Source organism: Anaerobacillus sp. CMMVII, from assembly GCF_025377685.1.
GTDB lineage: Bacteria > Bacillota > Bacilli > Bacillales > Anaerobacillaceae > Anaerobacillus.
Genome location: NZ_JACEHK010000016.1, coordinates 147,509 through 166,650, shown reverse-complemented (window position 1 = coordinate 166,650; position 19,142 = coordinate 147,509). Strand labels below are relative to the sequence as shown.

The following is a 19,142-nucleotide window of genomic DNA, read 5'->3' as shown; positions in this document are numbered from 1 at the left end:
AAAAAAACGGGTGTTGCCTATTGCAACACCCCAAACCCCACTACATACCTTGATTATTTTTAACTAATTTAACCATCATATTGGCTATAGCGTGTTGTTCCTCTTCAGAAGCAACTTTCCAAAGGTCTGCTAACACTCGTTCTTGTTCATTTTTAGGATCAACTTGTTGAGCTAAATACTCACCTACTTGATAAGCAACATCATTTACTACTTGTTGGTTCATACCTTCTTGCTCAGCTTGTTGTAGGCGATCACCTAGAAAGCCTTTCCATTGTTCCCAATTATCTAATACAGACATTGTTGTCCCTCCTTGAATTTTACTTCAAGGTTATTTTGTCAAAAGAAGATCAAAATTATTCATTCTTCACTAACTTGGTCCATGAAGAAACGTGCTCATTTAACAATACCAAGCACCATTGATGTTGATAATTTGACCATTAATATACGAAGCCTTGCTTGATATTAAAAACGACACGAGATCTGCAACTTCATGAGGCTTCCCTAACCTTCCCATCGGAATTTCTTCACATAGTGTATCGATATCCTCTGGTAAAAAATCTGCTAACATATTTGTCGCAATTGCTCCTGGGGCAACTGCGTTTACGTTAACACCACTAGGGGCAACTTCTTTAGCTAAAGCCTTCACGAAGGTATTAAGGCCACCTTTTAACGTTGAATATAAAACCTCACACGAAGCACCAGTTACTCCCCATATTGAAGATATTACCACAATTTTTCCTGATTTTTTTTTAATCATACCAGGTAATAACGATTTAGTTAATAAAAAGGTACTAGTCAAGTGAAGTTGAATCATATCTTCAACTTGATTTTCCTCCATATCAGTCATTAAACCGACATAACTACTCCCGCTATTTAGGATCAGCACATCAATTGGGGTTGTAATTTCAGCAATCAATTTAGATAAACCGTTTTTGGTGCTTAAGTCCGCTTGAACCTTCCAGGTACTGGTATTTGTCAATTGCTCTTGTAGAATGTCAACACTATTTTCATTTTGATGATAATGCAAGTAAAGACAATAGCCCTGACTAGCTAAGGCTTTGGCTATTTCACGTCCAATTCCGCCACTTGCACCTGTAATTAATGCATACTTCACGTTTCTCCTCAACCTTTTTGTTTTATTTAGGGAGCACTTGACAAACAGTAAACATTGTTGGATCAAAATGCTCTTTTGCTTTTTGTTCAAGTTCTTGCTTCGTTAATTCTTCTAGTGTTCCGACAACATCAAATAAGTTCATATCATTAAACTGATAACGGGTAAATTGATTGGCAATATACTCAGGCGAATTAACTGCCCTCATAAACGCTCCTATTTTCTTCTTAATCGCTCTCGCTACGGCTTTTTCATCTAGTGGCGTTTGAATGAATGAGCTAATCATTTGTTCAAGTGTTTCCACTAATCGATCAGGGTCTTTTGTATCGCCACCAATAATTGTGAAACCAAAACCTAATTCTGCTGAGTAATCAAAAGAAAATGAGTCATCAATTAATCCATCATTATACAGTTTTTCATAGTTTTTGGAACTTTGGCCAAGCATTAAATCTAACAGGACATTGATGCTTAACTCATGCTTCAATAGCTCTTTTCCCTGTTTCGTTTGTTGTTTTTCTTTAAATCCAACTAAACATTTCGGCGTGTGCACTGACATCCTTAGTACTTCTTTCTTTTTCGCTACAGCTGCTGGCTCTTCGTCAAATATCCGCTCAATCGTTCCCATTTCATTAAATGTTTTCTTGCTTTGATTTGCTTTTACGAGCTGCATAATTTCTTCAGGTTGTAGTGAGCCAATAATAAATAGAACCATATTTTTTGGATGGTAAAACGTTTCGTAACACTTATATAATAAGTCTTTTGTTATCTTATCGATTGAGGCAATCGTGCCCGCAATATCAATTTTTACAGGATGATTTTGATACATATTTTCAATTACACCAAAGTATACACGCCAGTCAGGATTATCATCATACATGGTAATTTCTTGACCAATAATCCCCTTTTCTTTTTCAACACTTTCTTCAGTGAAGTAAGGATGTTGAACAAAGTCTAGTAAGGTTTCTAGGTTTTTTTCAACTTCTGAGGTGCTTGAAAATAAGTAAGCAGTTCTCGTAAAGCTTGTAAATGCGTTTGCAGACGCACCTTGCTTACTAAAAAGTTGAAACACGTCACCCTCTTCGTCTTCAAACATTTTATGCTCTAAAAAGTGAGCAATCCCATCTGGAACTTTTAAAGATTCATTCTCTCCGATCGGGATAAAATGATTATCAACAGAGCCGTATTTAGTGGTAAACGTTGCATATGTTTTATTAAATCCTTGTTTTGGTAATATATATACTTCAAGTCCGTTTTCGAGAGTTTCATGATATAAAGTCTCGTTAAGCTGTTCAAATACAATTTGTTTCATTTACTTTTCCTCCTTTCCTTTTAAGAAATAGATGGTGTCTAACTGGATTTTTTGACCAACTTTAATAATGTCTTCCTTCGAAACCTTATCGATGCCCTCAAGCCAATCCTCGATTGTCAGAGATTTCGTTGCCACAGCATTATGATACAGTAATTCAACATATCCCTTAGCCACGTCAACAGTCTCTAATATTTGATTTTTTATGACTGCTCTTGTCTGTTCTATTTCACTGTCTGAAAAATCTCCGCTCTGCATACTTTTTAGTTGCTCTTTAATAATCGAAACTGCCTGATCATAGTTTTTAAACTCAATTCCTGACATGACCATTAATATGCCTTTATGACTTTCAAATCTTGATGAAGCATAGTAGGCTAAGCTAGCTTTTTCACGTACATTGATAAACAATTTAGAATGTGAAAATCCCCCAAATAAACCGTTGAACATTTGCATCGCAAAATAATCATCATCATTAAATGTTGTATGGGTTCTAAACCCAATATGGAGTTTCCCTTGTTTAATATCCTGTTCCTCGATTACTACATTTTCTTCGCTAATCGACTTCACTTCCTGTTTGTCTAAATTGTTCGTTGCTTGTTCTTTTCGTTGTTTTGGAAAAAGGAAGTATTTCTCAACTAACTGGAGAATATTTTTCGCAGAAACATCTCCAACAATGTATAAATCAATTTGATCATTTTCAAGCATCTTTTGGTACTGATTAAATAACTGATCGGTAGTCAATGAATCAATTTCCTTTTCATAGCCCCATACTGATAAACCATATGGCTCCTGTTTGCACATTTCTTCTGTTATACGCATATTCGCATAACGGATCTTATCATCAAAAATTGATTGAATACGTTGTTTTAAGTTTCTCTTTTCATTAGCAAGTGTTGCTGAGTGAAAAACACCAGCCTCTTTCACTGGGTTTAGTAAAATTTCTGCTAACAGCTTTAAGGCCTCTTCAAGTAATGGAGTCTTATCTTTGAGGAAATTTTCATTCGCAACATCCATTCGAAACGACAAAATTTGATGTTCACCTTTTTTGCTTACATCTACTGTAAGTGTTGACCCATATAATTCGTCTAAGTGGCTTCTTATTTCCAATCTTGTTGGATACGTCTGTGTACCACTTTGTAAGACGTAAGGCAGCAGAGCTCGTGCCGTTACTGTTTCTTTTTCAAGCGGTGCTTTAATATGTAATACAATTGTATTTGTTTTATATTTATTCGTTTCAATTGTATGAAGATTAATTCCGTTTACATTTACATCCTCTACTTTAATGCTCATTAGGTTCACTCCTTTTTTCCAATTTTGTGTAATCATACTTCTTATTATACCCTAACACATTTAATGAATTTCATAATTCAATTATTTTCGAATTATGTTCGATATGTAGGTGCGTAAAACCTTTCACAAGTACATATTCAATTGATATAGCTTAATTAAGGTAATTATGAAATTCACTCATATTAGAAAAACTTTACAAAAAAGAGACCCATTTAATTTGGATCTCTCTACTATAGTTTATACACGTTTTCGAAGTACATGAAACTTAAATTTGTCAGATCGGAAGTAATTTATGGAATAAAGAATTGGTCGTTCCCGATCATCATAATGCATTTGCTTTAATACTAATAATGAAGTTTCTGGATCACAGTGCAAAATATCCGATACTTTCTCATGATAGCCAATAGGTTCGATTTGGGTAATAGCATAGGAGATCGCTGCCCCTTCTTTCTCTAAGCTATCAAAAATAGATTGATCATTATGGGAGGTATAGTTTGGCAAATAAAGTTTTGGTATTTTATCCAAACAGTATACTACCGGTTCATCATCTGCAGTACGAACCCGTTCTACAACTATTAAATCATCAAATTCTTCTAGCTGAAACTTTTCCCAATCCTCACTCGTTGCCTCTTTGATATTAGAAGATAGAAAAATAGTCCCTGGCTTTTGATTTCCTCGTTTTATCATTTCAGTTACACTAAATAACTCCTCAATCCCTGATGAAAACAATGGTTTGCTACAAATAAATGTGCCAACTCCATGTCGTCTTGTTATGACACCTTCATCTTCAAGAATTCTAAGTGCTTCTCGAAGCGTTGCCCGACTAATTCCTAGTTGCTTTGAAAGTTCAAATTCTGAAGGCAGTCGCTCACCAGCTTCATAAATCCCCGTTTCAATATCCTGTTTTAATTTATCAATCACTTGTAAATATAGTGGTCGATGATCAGCTTTTATCACAACTTTTCCCCCTAAAACGTCATACACGTCAATATTTCTCTCGGCTTACTTATTGTTAGTGTAACAATTATTCATAAATATATGTTCATTATCCATTGGACACATCTTCTTCAACTTTCTTAGAAATGAGTACTTCTCTCGGTTTGCTCCCTTCATAAGGGCCAACAATTCCTCTTGCTTCCATTTCATCAATTAAACGAGCAGCTCTTGTATAGCCGATTCGAAATCTACGTTGGAGCATCGAAACAGATGCCGTATTCATTTCAATGACTAAATCAACAGCCGATTCGTACAACTCATCGGCTACTTCTCCAGTGACCTGTTCTTCATCTTTTGTCATCATTTCCTCTTGGTATTGAGCCTTTTGTTGTGCAATCACGTAGTTGACAACATTCTCTACTTCATCATCCGAAAGAAAAGCTCCTTGAACACGAACTGGTTTCGAAGCACCTACTGGCAGGAATAACATATCTCCTCGACCAAGTAATTTCTCCGCTCCACCCATGTCAAGAATTGTACGGGAGTCTGTTTGTGACGAAACACCAAAAGCAATCCTTGAAGGTATATTCGCTTTAATAACACCGGTAATTACATCTACTGACGGTCTTTGTGTAGCAATAATTAAATGAATTCCTGCTGCACGCGCCATTTGTGCTAGTCTTGTAATACTATCCTCAACATCGCTCGAGGCTACCATCATTAAATCTGCAAGCTCGTCCACGATGACTACAATATAAGGAAGTGTTGGTTGCTTCGCTTCATTTTTATCATTTTGATTTTTAATTAATGTATTATAACCCTCAATATTTCTTGTCCCAGTATGAGCAAAAAGCTCGTACCGTCGTTCCATTTCATTAACAACTTTTTTCAGTGCCTGTGAAGCTTTCTTCGGTTCAGTCACCACCGGAGCCAGCAAATGAGGGATGCCATTGTAAACATTAAGTTCAACCATTTTCGGGTCGATCATCATCAATTTAACTTCATGAGGTTTAGCTCTCATTAAGATACTAACAATAATTCCGTTGATACACACACTTTTTCCACTACCAGTTGCCCCTGCGACAAGTAAATGGGGCATTTTGTTTAATTCAGCTAAGATAGGATCTCCGGATATGTCTCTTCCAAGTCCAATTAACAGCTTTGAAGCATCAGGAAAGGAATTAGTTGCTTCTAATACCTCTTTTAACATAACAATCGCTACTTCTTGGTTTGGAACCTCGATACCAATCGCAGATTTACCAGGGATAGGCGCCTCGATGCGAATATCTTTGGCAGCTAATGCTAATGCTAAATCATCAGCTAAATTGACAATTTTACTGACCTTAACTCCAACATTTGGATATACTTCATATTTCGTTACCGCAGGGCCTAAATGAACCTTTGAAACTTTCGCTTTTACGCCAAAGCTTTCTAGAGTTTGTTCTAACTTTTTGGCATTTGCAGAGATATGTTGTCGTTCTTGAAATTGATTGTTCTTCTTTGGATTAGTTAATAGATCTAGCGTTGGTACTAGGTAGTTTTCATTCGCTTCAACTGCAACAATTCCAGCTGGCTCAATATTAATTTCAATAGTTTCTTCACTAATAACTTCTTGCTTTGGAGGTTGATTAGCCGTGCTGGGTTGATCATTCTCTTTTTCATATGCCTTACTTGTAAAGTCATAAATAATTGGTTCCGGGTGGTTCTTGGCCTCATTTTGAGTTGGGTCAACACCAGTTTCACCACCTACTATGACAACAGAACCCTTTTGTTTGCGATCTTGCTTTTTCTGTTCCCATTTAGTTCCAAATTGTTCTTTTACGCTAACAAAGTATTGAATCAAGCTATTATATAGGTTGCTAAAGAGATTTCCAATTTGAGTAATAAAACTTAAGATTAGATCTGTAAAAGACTTGCCTGTTATTAATATCATTGATGTAATAATTACAAATAAAGAAAAAACAACAGTACCACTAGAAGCAAATAGAAAGTGAGTAATGGCAAAGCCAACTGCACCAATCATCCCGCCTCCTAGATCATTAATCGCTGTATCTCCCTGAAGTTGAAGCCAGTACAACTCCCACGTATTTCGAATGACTGAACCGTCAATAAACTCTCCTTGTTTTGAAAATAAATCAAACAATCGAATATGACTCAATAAAACGATTGCAAATACGAGTAAATAAACCCCAATAAGTCTCCTCGAAAAAAAATCAGGAATTTGCCTTTTTATCATCAAATAAAGAGAAACAAAAAACAATCCAATGGTCAATGCAACATGCCATTCACCTAGAAAGAAGCGAAATAGATGCGTTAGACCTTGTCCAACGCTACCTAGTCTTGCAAAGGCGACCGAGGCTAGCACAATTAGAAAGAGACCGATCAGTTCAAAGCTAAGTTGTTTTTTCCATTCTACTTTTTTTGTTTTTTTCTTGTAGCCATTATTTCACCTCTACTACGCTTAGATTAAGTATAAATTTCATAAAAATTGTTGCTTTATGTACGGACAAAAAAATAAATACGATTAGCTTTTTCAGTTGTGCTGAGTGAAGCTTTTGAATTGAATGAATATGTCTATTATTGCTCACTTCTTCAAAAAGACGCCCAAAACCTGGATCCTGTATAAAAAATACTAAATAACTCTTATAAAATTAATCAAGAATGAAGAAGCAGCCGTAGAAGGAACGGCTGCTTCTATGTTTGTAATTTACTAGTCCTTCTTTGAGTATGCTTATTATACCATAATAGCAACTGCAAAAACTAGAAAAAACAAACCTATTGAAAAACTTATAAATCGTTTAAAATTAGAGGCTCTTTTCTAAAAGATTGTTGCTATTTGCTTTTAGGTCGCAACCAAGCGAATGCTAGGTTCTTCAAGCTTTGCGTGAAGCTTTTGAAATAAATAAAGCAATTGGGACAAATAAATTTGTCCCAAAAAGCTTATTTATTCTCAAAAGACGACCTAAAAGCAACAAGCCTTGAGAAAACAGCAGAATTAAAATAAAGAGATCATTCTTCCTGGTGAGTAATTTTCATTTAAATAAGCGTTCGGATCAGAACTAATTAAGCGCACTACTTTTAATTGTTGATTAGAAACTTGTTCTAAAATTAACTGTCCTTCCTTAATATCAACAACAATTTGATTTGTAGTGCTATTTTCGTGTGGAAAGATTAACTCCTCTGGGACAGTCGTATATAGGATCATTGCACTAGATTCCCACCTTTAGTAGATCTTCGCTCTTCAATCAATTCATTTAGTTTACTAATTGCTTTACCAATTCCACCAACTTCATTGATCATGCCATATTCAACAGCATCAGGGCCAACCACGTTTGTACCAATATCTCTTGTTAAATTCCCTTTTGAAAACATTAGTTCTTTGAATTTTTCTTCCGTAATAGCTGAATGTTTTGTTACAAATTTAATTACTCTTTCTTGCATCTTATCTAAATATTCAAATGTCTGTGGTACACCAATTACTAAGCCAGTTAAACGAACAGGATGGATCGTCATTGTTGCTGTTTCCGCTATGTAACTATAATCGGCGGCAACAGCTATTGGTACACCGATGGAATGCCCACCACCTAATACTAAGGTTACGGTCGGCTTTGACATTGAGGCAATCATCTCGGCGATCGCTAGACCTGCTTCGACATCTCCTCCTACTGTATTTAAAATAACAAGCATTCCTTCAAGCTTTTGGTTTTGTTCTGCCGCCACTAATTGCGGAATAATATGTTCATACTTTGTCGTTTTATTTTGTGGTGGCAATTGCATATGCCCTTCAATTTGTCCAATGATTGTAAATACATGTATATTCGATTGTTCCATTTGTGGTACATTCGTTTGACCTAATTGTTGTATTTTTTCAACAATGCTTGCTTGTTTCTCTTTTTGTTCTTCAGGGTGTGTCTCTGATTTTTGTAAATCCATAAATATCCTCCTCTTAATGTAAGCTATTAGTAGTATGAGGAGAGTTCATAGTAATTATGAATTTATCTTTGGCCTTTATTTGTAGAACACCATTTTTGGTTGATGGATCGGTGAGTTTAGCCCTGAGACTGAAGAATACATACTTCTACGCTACTAGATTTTACATTTATTTGGAAGCGTGGTCACATAACTGAAAACACGCTTATTAATATAAGCGTGTTTTCCATTACCTTTATTCGCTTGTCCATCACACTTCCATTATTATCGGCAAGATCATTGGTCTACGACGAGTTTTCTCAAAAAGGTATCGACTTAAGACATCTCGGATACTACTTTTTAGCGAAGACCATTCAATAACATTTTCTACCATACATTTTGTCAGTGTTTCTTTGACTAGAACACCAGCTTCCTCTAATAACTGTTCGCTCTCTCTAACATAAACAAATCCTCTTGAGATAATATCAGGACCTGAAACAATCGCATTGTTGGATTTGTTTAATGTTACGACGACAACTAAAATTCCATCTTTGGATAAAAGACGACGATCTCGAAGCACAATATTCCCAACATCTCCAACGCCAATTCCATCAATCAGAATATTGCCTGAATGAACCTTGCCACTTTGTTTACCTTCACCATTCGTGAATTCGATAACGTCACCCTTATCAATCATAAACAGGTGATCTTCCTTTACTCCGCAAGTTAAAGCAATTTTACTATGGACATGCTGCATCCGAAATTCTCCATGAATAGGGATGAAATATTTTGGTTTCATTAGGTTTAGCATCAACTTCAATTCTTCTTGACAACCATGCCCTGTCGTGTGAACATTCTTTTGTCCGAATATCACATCTGCACCAGTTCGGTAAAGTAAGTCAACAATTTTTGTCACTGACTTCTCATTACCAGGGATTGGTGTAGCTGAGATAATAATTGTATCTGTCGATTTAATTGTAATTTGCCTATGTGCTCCTTTTGCCATCCTTGAAAGGGCTGACATTGGTTCACCTTGACTACCAGTCGTTAAAATTGTAATTTCATTATCACTATATTTATCAATGTCTTCTACTCTAATTAACATTCCATCTTCAACATGTAAATAGCCTAATTCGATCGCAATTGATACAATCTTGACCATGCTACGTCCGGAAACGGTTACTTTACGATTCACTTCAGTAGCTGCATTAATCACTTGTTGAATACGGTGAATATTTGATGCAAATGTAGCCACGATTATTCTACCTTTTGCCTCATAGAATGCTTCCTTTATTCCTTGACCAACAACACTTTCCGACATCGAAACTCCAGGTCGCTCGGCATTGGTGCTATCGGATAATAAACATAAAACACCTTTCTCACCAATTGAAGCCATTTTTCCTATATCAGAAAAAATACCATCTACTGGATTTTGATCAAATTTAAAATCACCAGTATGAACAATTGAACCCTGTGAGGTTTCAATACATACGCCAACAGAATCTGGAATGCTGTGATTAGTCCTAAAGAAATTCACTGTTGTCGTACCAACGGTAATTTGTGATTTACAATCAATTAGTCTTAAATCGACACCTTCGATGGCACTTTCTGTTAACTTTGCTCTCACAATACCAAGCGTCAACTTCGTTCCATAAATCGGAACATTGAGCTTTCTAATTACATACGGAAGTGCCCCGATATGATCTTCATGACCGTGTGTTAGAATAATTCCCTTTACTCGCTCACGATTTTCCTCTAAATACGAAATATCAGGTATCACAATATCAACCCCAAGCATGTCATCGTCAGGAAACATTAAGCCTGAATCAATAACAATAAGGTCACTGTCTACCTCTATTACATACATGTTCTTCCCTATTTCCCCAACGCCGCCCAGGGCAAAAACACGTATTTTCTCTGAAATTTGTTTCATAAATGTCATTTGTTCCTCCCATATAAAATTTCAGTTTCATCCGTTTCACTGTTATATTTACCATTAGACCCGAACTAATCACTTGTTTGTAGTATAACTTATTTCTTAAATGAAGGACAAGAACATTTCTCTAAAATTGGAAAAATTAATTTGTTGACATAGTGTAGAGTGTAGAGTCGTAGCCAAGCTTCGCTTGGCTACGACTAAAAACAATAATAGCAATAATAAAACACCTTAGTCATTATTAGACTAAGGTGTTTTCTGTAAATTGATACGCTTCGAAAGCTCACTTTCTCTTATCAAGTTCGGGTAGCCTAAGATAAAATACATGCTTAATGGTGAAAGTGAACTTTCTTTGTGGTTGGCATTAGCTTATTTTAATACATCAGCCAATTGTTGTTTCTCTGTATCCGTTAGAGGTAACAACGGTAAGCGCACTCCACCTACGTCGAGACCTTGTAGTTGTAATGCTGCTTTGACAGGGCTTGGATTTGGTGCTGTAAACAAAGCCTTGATCGTTGGTAATAGCTTTTGATGCAGCTTTGCTGCTTCTTGATTTTTTCCTGCATGAAAAGCCGAGACCATTTGTTTCATTTCGTTCCCTACGATATGAGCTGCTACTGAAACAACGCCTTGACCGCCAACGGAAAGGACTGGTAACGTTAAGCCATCATCGCCACTATAAACGTAAAAATCATCCGCAGTCTCTGAAATGATTGCTGTTATTTGGTCAAGGTTACCACTCGCTTCTTTCATAGCAACAATATTTTTGATTTCTGAAAGCTCTTTGACCAATTCTACACTCATATTCACAGTTGAACGTCCAGGAATGTTATATAGCATCACTGGTAGGCTAGTTACCTCAGCAATCGCTTTAAAATGTTCATACATCCCATTTTTTGAAGGCTTATTGTAGTATGGTGCAACAAGCATTATACCATCAACACCAACGTTTTCTGCTGCCTTCGTTAATTCCATTGAGCCAGTGGTGTTATTACTTCCAGTTCCAGCAATTACAGGGATACGTCCTGCAACAACTTTCACGGTGTGTTCAAACAAGGCAATCTTTTCGTTTGTCGATAATGTCGGTGACTCACCAGTCGTCCCGGCAACCACTAATGCATCAGTTCCGTTTCTTAGTAGATGTTCAATCAACTCTGTCGTTTTCTCAAAATCAATTTGGCCATTTAGATCAAAAGGTGTTACCATCGCGGTAACCACTTGCCCAAAATTCACGTCTTTCACCCTTTCAATAACTCACTTACCATTAGTATATTTAAATAGCTTGGTTTTTGTTAATCGCAAGTTACTAATAAAATGTAATGATTAAATTTGGTCCAATTTAAAAATTTTGTGTAAAGCATTAACAGCTTTTACTTTGTCTTCTTCTTTTACTAATACCCAAATTGTTGTATGTGAATCAGCCGATTGTAAAATTCCAATATTCTCTTCAGCTAAACTTCCAACTATTTTGGCTGTTACCCCAGGAACACCCGTCATCCCTGCACCAATCGCTGATACTTTTGCGCAATTTCTTGTTACAATCGGGTCATAGCCCATTTCCTGTAATAGTTCAATTGCTCTATTTGTATTTTCATCAGCGATTGTGTAGACAACTCCCATCAGATTGATATTAATAAAATCAACACTAATGCCTTCTTTGGCCATCGCTTTAAAAACTTGGGCTTGGAGATTGTACTCCCCCTCTTTGGCCAAAACCTTTATTTGCGTAACATTTGATACATAAGCAATACCTGTAACTAATCTTTCTTCAACATCCATGCCCGCTTTTTTTCCAGGATTAGCTGTTACAAGTGTTCCTTCTAACTTAGAGAAGGTCGAGCGAATTTTAAGTGGTACTTTTGCATTCATCGCAATCTCTACTGCGCGAGGGTGAATAACCTTAGCACCTTGATAGGCCATGTTACAAACCTCATTATAAGTGAGTGTTGAGATGGACTTTGCGTCTGTAACAATTCGCGGATCTGCTGTCATCAGTCCTTCAACATCTGTAAAAATATCAACCCACTCTGCCTGAAGAGCTGCACCTAAAGCAGTCGCCGAAGTATCACTACCACCTCTTCCCAACGTTGTCAATTCACCATTTTCTGTTACACCTTGAAAGCCAGTCACCACGATCGCATCATGATTTTTTAAATTCTCTACTAAATAATCGCACTTCATTTCAACAATTTTTGAATTTGAAAAATCTTCATTTGTTCTGAAACCCGCTTGAGCTCCAGTCATCGCCATGGACTTAATATTTAGAGAACCAAGTAAATTGCAAAAAACTACCGAAGAGATTAACTCTCCGCAAGACATTAATAAATCAAGTTCACGCTTTGCGACATGGTTGTTTGCTGTTCCTCCCACTAAATTAAGAAGTGTATCCGTTGCATACGGATCTCCTTTTCTACCAATAGCGGAAACAACCACCACAACTTTATAACCTTCTTTTACTGCAGCTAAAACATGTTCAGCTGCCTGTGATCTTGATTCTTCATCCTTTAGTGAAGTTCCACCAAATTTTTGAACAATGATCTTCATACCACACCTCTTTTTATACACCTATATAGTCAATTTTTCATGAATATTGTTTTTTCTGGTTACCCTTAAAAAGCTCTAGATTTCTAGAGCTAAGGAATAGGCTGACAAAAAAGAACCTAGCTCCGAAAGATAAACAAGCGTTTATCTTTTTACTTCTGGGCTACCTACGCACTTTTCATGTCAGCCTTTCATCCTATTATTTTAATAATCCCAACTTCACTAAGCTTTCTGAGATTTGTACTGAATTCCAGGCTGCGCCTTTTAATAAATTATCAGAAACAACCCACATATGGAAACCAGTATTATTATCTAAATCTTGACGTATTCTACCTACAAATACATCATTTTTATTTACCGAATTAACAGCCATTGGATAAAGTTGCTGACTAATATCGTCTTCTAAGATAATACCTGGTGCCTCAGATAACATTGTTTTCATTTCTGTTACAGTTAAGCCAACTGACTCTGTCTCAAAGTAAACAGACTCCGAGTGGCCTGTTTCAACTGGGATACGGACGCAAGTTGCTGCGACTTGCAACTCTGGTAAATGCATAATCTTCTTTGTTTCGTTAATCATCTTCATTTCTTCAAATGTATAGCCATTTTCTTGAAATTTATCTATTTGTGGAATTGCATTAAAGGCAATTTGATAGTGTTTTTCATCTGAACCACAAGGTAAGATTTCAGGTGTAAATTCCTCGCCAGCTAGTATCGCAGCTGTTTGATCCTTCATTTCTTTAATCGCATTTGCACCTGCTCCACTTACTGCTTGATAAGTAGAAACTATTACTTTTTTAAGTCCATATTTTTTACGAATTGGCTCTAATGCCACTACCATTTGAATTGTTGAACAGTTAGGGTTAGCAATAATTCCATTATGTTTGTGTAAATCCTCTTCATTTACTTCCGGTACAACTAACGGTATATTAGAGTCCATTCTAAATGCACTTGTATTATCAACAACAATAGCCCCTCTTTTTACAGCTTCTGGTGCTAATGCTTTTGATACAGAACCGCCAGCACTAAATAAAGCCAACTGAACTCCTTCAAAGCTCCCAGGAGTAGCTTCTTGAATAACTACTTCTTCACCTTTAAAAGTTACTGTTTTTCCTGCAGAACGTTTAGATGATAGTAATGTAAGCTTCGAAATTGGGAAATTACGTTCCTCTAATGTTTTAAGCATTTGTTTTCCAACTGCACCTGTTGCACCAACTACCGCTACATGAAATCCTGTTTCCATTGCCATTGTGAAAATTCCCTCCTTATATTTAAAAATTTAGACATTTCTTCTGCCTAAATTTTCTTATACTATCATCTAATAAAGTAATAGATAGTATATAGATTGTTACCATTTCTCGTATAGAGTTGGCTAGTTTTATTTAATTATTAAAGCCCTTCGACGCATAGCGCCCACATCCTGTGGGCCACGTCAAAGTCTCTAAGACTCGTAAATTACGAGTAATAATTTTCATAAAACATTCAATGACCTGCTAACAATCGTAAGTTTTTATTTATGAAATATCCATACATATGGATAATATCTTATCACAATCTAAGGCAATTGAAAACGGCTTGTGTTTCTCGTAGCGAGAAAGATTAATCTTTATATCGTTCAACTAGAACAGGCTGAAACTGCTTACCTTCAATCGCCGCCTCGACAGTGTCTTGTAGCGCACTCATTCTCGCCACAAGTGAGTTTGGCTTTTTGAATGGATCGTCTTGCCCATAAGGGATGAAGTAAATGTTTTTTGTTGCCATTAACTTCATAATATTCATCCCGTTCAAGCCTAAAGCATCGTTCGTACTAATACCCAAAACTACTGGGTTTAAGTTTCGCAATGTCGCTTTAGCAGCCATTAATACAGGCGAATCAGTCAATGCATTGGCAAATTTACTAGCTGAGTTACCTGTAAGTGGGGCAATCACCATACAATCTAATGGAGTCTTTGGTCCAAATGGTTCAGCCTTCACAATTGAATCGACAATTTCCTCACTTGTGATTTCCTTTATTTGTCGTAACCAATCATCACTTTCACCGAATTTGGTATCTGTTGATTTGACCGTATGAGTGACAAATGGAGTAACTTTTGCGCCTGCATCAACCAATCTTTTCATTTCAGGCAAAACAGCACTATACGTACAGTGGGAACCTGTTAAGCCAAATCCAATATGTTTACCTTTTAATTTCATGATTGTTCCTCCTCAATGTTGTTTTGTTCTTCTAGCAGCAATTTGGAAAGAACATTTGCGATAATTTGCCCTGCTGTTTTCGGGGCAACAATCCCAGGTAATCCGGGAGCAAGCATTGCTTTTATTCCCCTTTTTTCTGCATAACGAAAATCTGTACCACCTGGTTTTGAAGCCAAGTCAATAATTAGGCAACGAGTAGGCATTTTTGCCAATACCGTAGCAGTTAGTACTCTAGCTGGAATCGTATTAATACAAACATCAGTATTTGAAACTTCGTTCGCTAGCTGATCCAACTCAATCGGTTGAAATCCCATTTCATAAACTCGGGCTAGTAGGTGATTTTCACGTGCCGCTACTTTTACATTGGCACCAAGGGCATGAAAAGCTCTCGCCACTGACATCCCCACTCTACCAAAACCTAAAATTACGATATTAGAACGATGAATGGTTATATCTGTGTTTTGTATGACCATCATTAGCGTTCCTTCCATAGTTGGAATAGAATTATAGATCGCTACATCATCTCGTTCAAATAATTCAACCAGCTTTCGCTTGGCAGCTTGCACGATCGTTTTTAGATATTCATTACTAATTCCTGAAAATACTGTACAATGCTTTGGAGTTGCTTTTAGGTGGTTTTCGTTTAAGATAATTTTTTCATTAGAAAAAATGGTTTCAATTTCGCCTTCTGAACTTGTTCCACTGACCGGTAACACAATTGCTTCTATCGTACTAAAATCAACCTGACTAAGCTGAACTTTAGTAGCCCCAACAAACCCTTCGTCTAGTTGGTCAAAGCCGATTAATGATATTTTTGCATCAAGCTCTATAAGTTTGCGGATTACTTCAAGTTGTCTTGCATCTCCACCAATAACTGCAACATGTTTCCCTGTTAACATTGTTCCTCCCCTTTCTCACTGTTGTTTCGTTGTAAAACGTTACACAGGGGAATACTCCTTATTAATTTCAAAATCATATTATGTATAAATGAACTAATCGGTGACAATTGCCTCTTTTAATAAATCGCTCTTTTACTAAAAGCCACAAAGTTTACAGGGCCTTTTACAAAAGAAAAAGTCATGCATCATGCATGACTTTTACTGTCCCTCAAGGTTCAATTTCAAACACCTAGACGTAACGTATTCAGTTAAAGTACAGCGTTATTCCTTATCAACATCGATAATAATCATATCTGCACCGATTTTAATGATTTGACGCCAATAAACAGTTACTTCTTTTTCTTTCTTTCCTAAACCAAACCATTTCATCGAGGGTATAATAAACGATTCGATTTTCCCTGTCTCTTCATCAATAACAAGGTCTGTCTGACCTAACATACCTAGCCGTTCGCCTTTATCATAATCGATGATTTCTTTGCCGCTAATTTCACTTAATCTCACGTACGTCCCCCCTTAATTCATAGCTTAGATTAATTTGAACTATTCACACCGCGGAGCTAGTTTGAGGATATAGCTCTAACTACTTCATTTTTATGTGGACAATAAAAAAAAATACCAACAAGAGTCGGTATTTTTTGAGAATTTTATTTCATGCTACTAAGAAGTTGTCCTTGTGGACTAATTAAGGCGATTGAAAACGGATGACTAAACAGTTCTGAACTTAATTTATTAACATTAGAAATCGAAACGCTATTGATCTCCTCAATCATTTCATCTAAAGAACGATGACGTTTTAAAAGCAGTTCATTTTTTCCATTTCGACTCATTCGACTGTTCGTACTTTCCAAACTTAACATTAAGTTACCTTTTAATTGCTCTTTCCCTTTTGTTAACTCTTTTTCAGTAATTCCCTGCTTAGAAATACTATTAAGTGTTGCCATAATCGTTTCGTATAGTTCATCAAGTTGATGAGGGGCCGTTCCACTATACACAGTTAACATCCCATTATCGTGATACGAAGAGTGATAGGAAAAGACGGAATAAGCAAGCCCTTTCTTTTCCCTAACATCTTGGAATAAGCGACTGCTCATACTTCCACCTAAAATATTATTGAGAAGAACAAGACTATATATATCTTCGTGGCCAATAGCAAGGCCATTAAAACCTAAACACAGATGTGCTTGCTCTGTTTCTTTTTTACGAACCATTTTTTCAGCTAAAAATGTAGGAGCAATATATTCACGCTTTGTTTCACTCTTTTTAACATCTTTAAAGATTGCCTCTATTTGTTTGACAAATTCTTCATCAACATTACCAGCTACGGATATTACTACATTTTCGGCAGTATACTGATCATTCATATAATCTCTTAACGTTTTCTCAGAGAATGAATTCAACGTTTCTTGAGTTCCTAAAATTGGATATCCTAAAGAATGAGATCCGTAGCTTGCTTGAGCTAACAAATCATGAACAATATCATCAGGAGCATCTTCATACATTTTAATTTCTTCAGAAACAACATTTTTTTCTTTTTCTAACTCTTTTGATTCGAATAGGGAGTGAAAAAACATATCTGATAAGACGTCAAGAGCGATCTCGGCATGATCATCCAAAACCTTAGCATAGTAACATGTGTACTCTTTAGATGTAAACGCATTTACCTGACCACCGATTCCATCAAAGGCTTCTGCAATTTCTTGTGCAGAACGCTTTTTTGTACCTTTAAAAAACATATGCTCTAAAAATGTGAGACCCCGTTTACTTCTGCAGTCTCAAAGCGAGAGCCTGTTCCGATCCAAATTCCGATAGAAACAGATCTTACCGTAGGGATTTTCTCTAACACGATTCTAAGACCGTTGGGAGTTTCGAACTTTTGTATCAATCTAATTTCCTCCTAATTGTTCAATATGACTCTAGAGTTTCACTTGGAACACTCGTTCTCTCCTCGCTAAGAAGATTCGTAACAGTGTTAATTTGATACCCCTTAGCCTTTAAGCCAGTTATAAGCTGTTCTAATCCTCCAACGCTACTTGCTGTTGGATGCATTAAAATCATCGCCCCTGGCTCTACCTTTTGTAGAACACGACCAGCCATAGCTGTAGGCTCCGGATTTCGCCAATCTACTGTATCAACCGTCCAGAGGATTGTATACATATCCATACTTCTCGCAATATCAACAACATCCTGTCGATAGCTTCCACTAGGTGGCGCAAACCATGTAGGTGTGACATCTAAAGTAGCTTTAATGACTTCATTTGTTTTTCTAATTTCTTCAGTAATACTCGAATTAGATAGTTTTTTCATATCAGGATGAGAATAAGCATGATTACCAATTTCATGTCCTTCATCAATAATCATTTTCGCCAAGGTTGGATTTTTCTTTGTCCAAGATCCATCAAGAAAAAAGGTTGATTTTACGTTATGTGCTTTCATTATTTTTAGCATCGACGGCAAATATTCATTTCCCCACGCGACATTTACAAGAAATGTAACCATTTGTTTTTCAGGGTTACCACGATAAATCGGTGAAGGTGGAAGGTCATGTAAATGAACTTCCGGCGGCACTTGTTTATATACTACCTTATTTTCTAAAATTTTCCCATCTTTACGCACTTTCTCATAGGATGCTTCGATATCAACCTCAAGACCATTAAGGCCAGGTACCGCTTTCCATACTCTATCCACTACTGCATTGATCGGCGGTTTGTTATGCTCTTTTGCATATTGTTTAAGTTCTATAAAAAGAGGATCATCGAAGGTAGTAACAGCAATACTCTCCCTTTTAATATCCTCTAAATAATTAGTAGTATATGGATTTTGAATTGTACCGATAGATAAAACAATTATAATAAAAAAAGTGCATACATGTAAAATAAACTTCTTCAACATTAACTGTCCCCCCTTGTACTAAAAATTATGCACAAGTTGGACGAGGTAGAACAAATTCAGTGTAGAGTTATGAGTTTTGAGTTTTGAGATTTAGTTATGTAAGGTAGGCTTCGACGCAAGCACTTGAAAAAA

At 36.5% G+C, this 19,142-nt stretch carries 16 protein-coding genes and 1 pseudogene; all 17 read right to left on the bottom strand.

The features are described 5' to 3' along the window. Window positions 1-40: 40 nt before the first annotated feature. A complete protein-coding gene (locus H1D32_RS20935) occupies window positions 41-298 on the bottom strand; it encodes a DUF3243 domain-containing protein (protein ID WP_261180145.1) in 258 nt (85 codons plus the stop codon). Window positions 299-397: 99 nt separating this feature from the next. Further along, window positions 398-1,114, bottom strand: a complete 717-nt coding sequence (gene ymfI / locus H1D32_RS20930) for an elongation factor P 5-aminopentanone reductase (RefSeq protein WP_261180144.1) — start codon at window positions 1,112-1,114, stop codon at window positions 398-400. 22 nt (window positions 1,115-1,136) lie between these two features. Beyond that, on the bottom strand, window positions 1,137-2,420 hold the full coding sequence (yfmH, locus tag H1D32_RS20925; protein ID WP_261180143.1) for an EF-P 5-aminopentanol modification-associated protein YfmH: 1,284 nt from the start codon (window positions 2,418-2,420) through the stop codon (window positions 1,137-1,139). Then, the gene (gene yfmF, locus H1D32_RS20920) at window positions 2,421-3,707 is read right to left on the bottom strand and encodes an EF-P 5-aminopentanol modification-associated protein YfmF (RefSeq protein WP_261180142.1); all 1,287 of its coding nucleotides are present in this window, start codon (window positions 3,705-3,707) and stop codon (window positions 2,421-2,423) included. A 237-nt stretch (window positions 3,708-3,944) separates the two neighbouring features. After that, window positions 3,945-4,664: a GntR family transcriptional regulator gene (locus H1D32_RS20915; RefSeq protein ID WP_261180141.1), complete on the bottom strand. Its 720-nt coding sequence runs from the start codon at window positions 4,662-4,664 to the stop codon at window positions 3,945-3,947. An 88-nt stretch (window positions 4,665-4,752) separates the two neighbouring features. Further along, window positions 4,753-7,029, bottom strand: coding sequence for an FtsK/SpoIIIE family DNA translocase (locus tag H1D32_RS20910; protein WP_261180251.1), 2,277 nt, complete (start codon window positions 7,027-7,029; stop codon window positions 4,753-4,755). A gap of 609 nt (window positions 7,030-7,638) precedes the next feature. Further along, window positions 7,639-7,848, bottom strand: a complete 210-nt coding sequence (locus H1D32_RS20905; protein WP_261180140.1) for a YlzJ-like family protein — start codon at window positions 7,846-7,848, stop codon at window positions 7,639-7,641. Continuing rightward, a complete protein-coding gene (locus H1D32_RS20900; protein WP_261180139.1) occupies window positions 7,845-8,576 on the bottom strand; it encodes a ClpP family protease in 732 nt (243 codons plus the stop codon). Before H1D32_RS20900 ends, H1D32_RS20905 begins: the two co-directional genes overlap by 4 nt. A 247-nt stretch (window positions 8,577-8,823) precedes the next feature. Beyond that, on the bottom strand, window positions 8,824-10,485 hold the full coding sequence (locus tag H1D32_RS20895) for a ribonuclease J (protein ID WP_314733476.1): 1,662 nt from the start codon (window positions 10,483-10,485) through the stop codon (window positions 8,824-8,826). A gap of 372 nt (window positions 10,486-10,857) precedes the next feature. Next, window positions 10,858-11,721, bottom strand: a complete 864-nt coding sequence (gene dapA / locus H1D32_RS20890) for a 4-hydroxy-tetrahydrodipicolinate synthase (protein ID WP_261180137.1) — start codon at window positions 11,719-11,721, stop codon at window positions 10,858-10,860. Between the two features lie 90 nt (window positions 11,722-11,811). After that, a complete protein-coding gene (dapG, locus tag H1D32_RS20885) occupies window positions 11,812-13,032 on the bottom strand; it encodes an aspartate kinase (protein ID WP_261180136.1) in 1,221 nt (406 codons plus the stop codon). A 196-nt stretch (window positions 13,033-13,228) separates the two neighbouring features. Next, window positions 13,229-14,272 (bottom strand): aspartate-semialdehyde dehydrogenase, encoded by a 1,044-nt coding sequence (gene asd / locus H1D32_RS20880; protein WP_396126276.1) that lies wholly within the window; start codon window positions 14,270-14,272, stop codon window positions 13,229-13,231. 356 nt (window positions 14,273-14,628) lie between these two features. Beyond that, the gene (locus H1D32_RS20875; RefSeq protein WP_261180134.1) at window positions 14,629-15,222 is read right to left on the bottom strand and encodes a dipicolinate synthase subunit B; all 594 of its coding nucleotides are present in this window, start codon (window positions 15,220-15,222) and stop codon (window positions 14,629-14,631) included. Continuing rightward, the gene (gene dpaA / locus H1D32_RS20870; RefSeq protein ID WP_261180133.1) at window positions 15,219-16,121 is read right to left on the bottom strand and encodes a dipicolinic acid synthetase subunit A; all 903 of its coding nucleotides are present in this window, start codon (window positions 16,119-16,121) and stop codon (window positions 15,219-15,221) included. Before dpaA ends, H1D32_RS20875 begins: the two co-directional genes overlap by 4 nt. A 261-nt stretch (window positions 16,122-16,382) precedes the next feature. Next, entirely contained in the window at window positions 16,383-16,622 is a 240-nt protein-coding gene (locus H1D32_RS20865; protein ID WP_261180132.1) for a YlmC/YmxH family sporulation protein, read from the bottom strand. Between the two features lie 143 nt (window positions 16,623-16,765). Next, window positions 16,766-18,003 (bottom strand): annotated as a pseudogene (locus H1D32_RS20860) (M16 family metallopeptidase). 20 nt (window positions 18,004-18,023) lie between these two features. Continuing rightward, window positions 18,024-19,010, bottom strand: coding sequence for a polysaccharide deacetylase family protein (locus H1D32_RS20855; RefSeq protein ID WP_261180131.1), 987 nt, complete (start codon window positions 19,008-19,010; stop codon window positions 18,024-18,026). Window positions 19,011-19,142: the final 132 nt, after the last annotated feature.

Excerpts from the sequence above, each read along its gene's own strand:
- H1D32_RS20935 (WP_261180145.1), bottom strand. The coding sequence starts at position 298 with ATGTCTGTATTAGATAATTGGGAACAATGGAAAGGCTTTCTAGGTGAT.
- yfmH (WP_261180143.1), bottom strand. The coding sequence starts at position 2,420 with ATGAAACAAATTGTATTTGAACAGCTTAACGAGACTTTATATCATGAA.
- yfmF (WP_261180142.1), bottom strand. The coding sequence starts at position 3,707 with ATGAGCATTAAAGTAGAGGATGTAAATGTAAACGGAATTAATCTTCAT.
- H1D32_RS20905 (WP_261180140.1), bottom strand. The coding sequence starts at position 7,848 with ATGATCCTATATACGACTGTCCCAGAGGAGTTAATCTTTCCACACGAA.
- H1D32_RS20900 (WP_261180139.1), bottom strand. The coding sequence starts at position 8,576 with ATGGATTTACAAAAATCAGAGACACACCCTGAAGAACAAAAAGAGAAA.
- H1D32_RS20895 (WP_314733476.1), bottom strand. The coding sequence starts at position 10,485 with ATGAAACAAATTTCAGAGAAAATACGTGTTTTTGCCCTGGGCGGCGTT.
- dapG (WP_261180136.1), bottom strand. The coding sequence starts at position 13,032 with ATGAAGATCATTGTTCAAAAATTTGGTGGAACTTCACTAAAGGATGAA.
- asd (WP_396126276.1), bottom strand. The coding sequence starts at position 14,272 with ATGGAAACAGGATTTCATGTAGCGGTAGTTGGTGCAACAGGTGCAGTT.
- H1D32_RS20875 (WP_261180134.1), bottom strand. The coding sequence starts at position 15,222 with ATGAAATTAAAAGGTAAACATATTGGATTTGGCTTAACAGGTTCCCAC.
- dpaA (WP_261180133.1), bottom strand. The coding sequence starts at position 16,121 with ATGTTAACAGGGAAACATGTTGCAGTTATTGGTGGAGATGCAAGACAA.
- H1D32_RS20855 (WP_261180131.1), bottom strand. The coding sequence starts at position 19,010 with ATGTTGAAGAAGTTTATTTTACATGTATGCACTTTTTTTATTATAATT.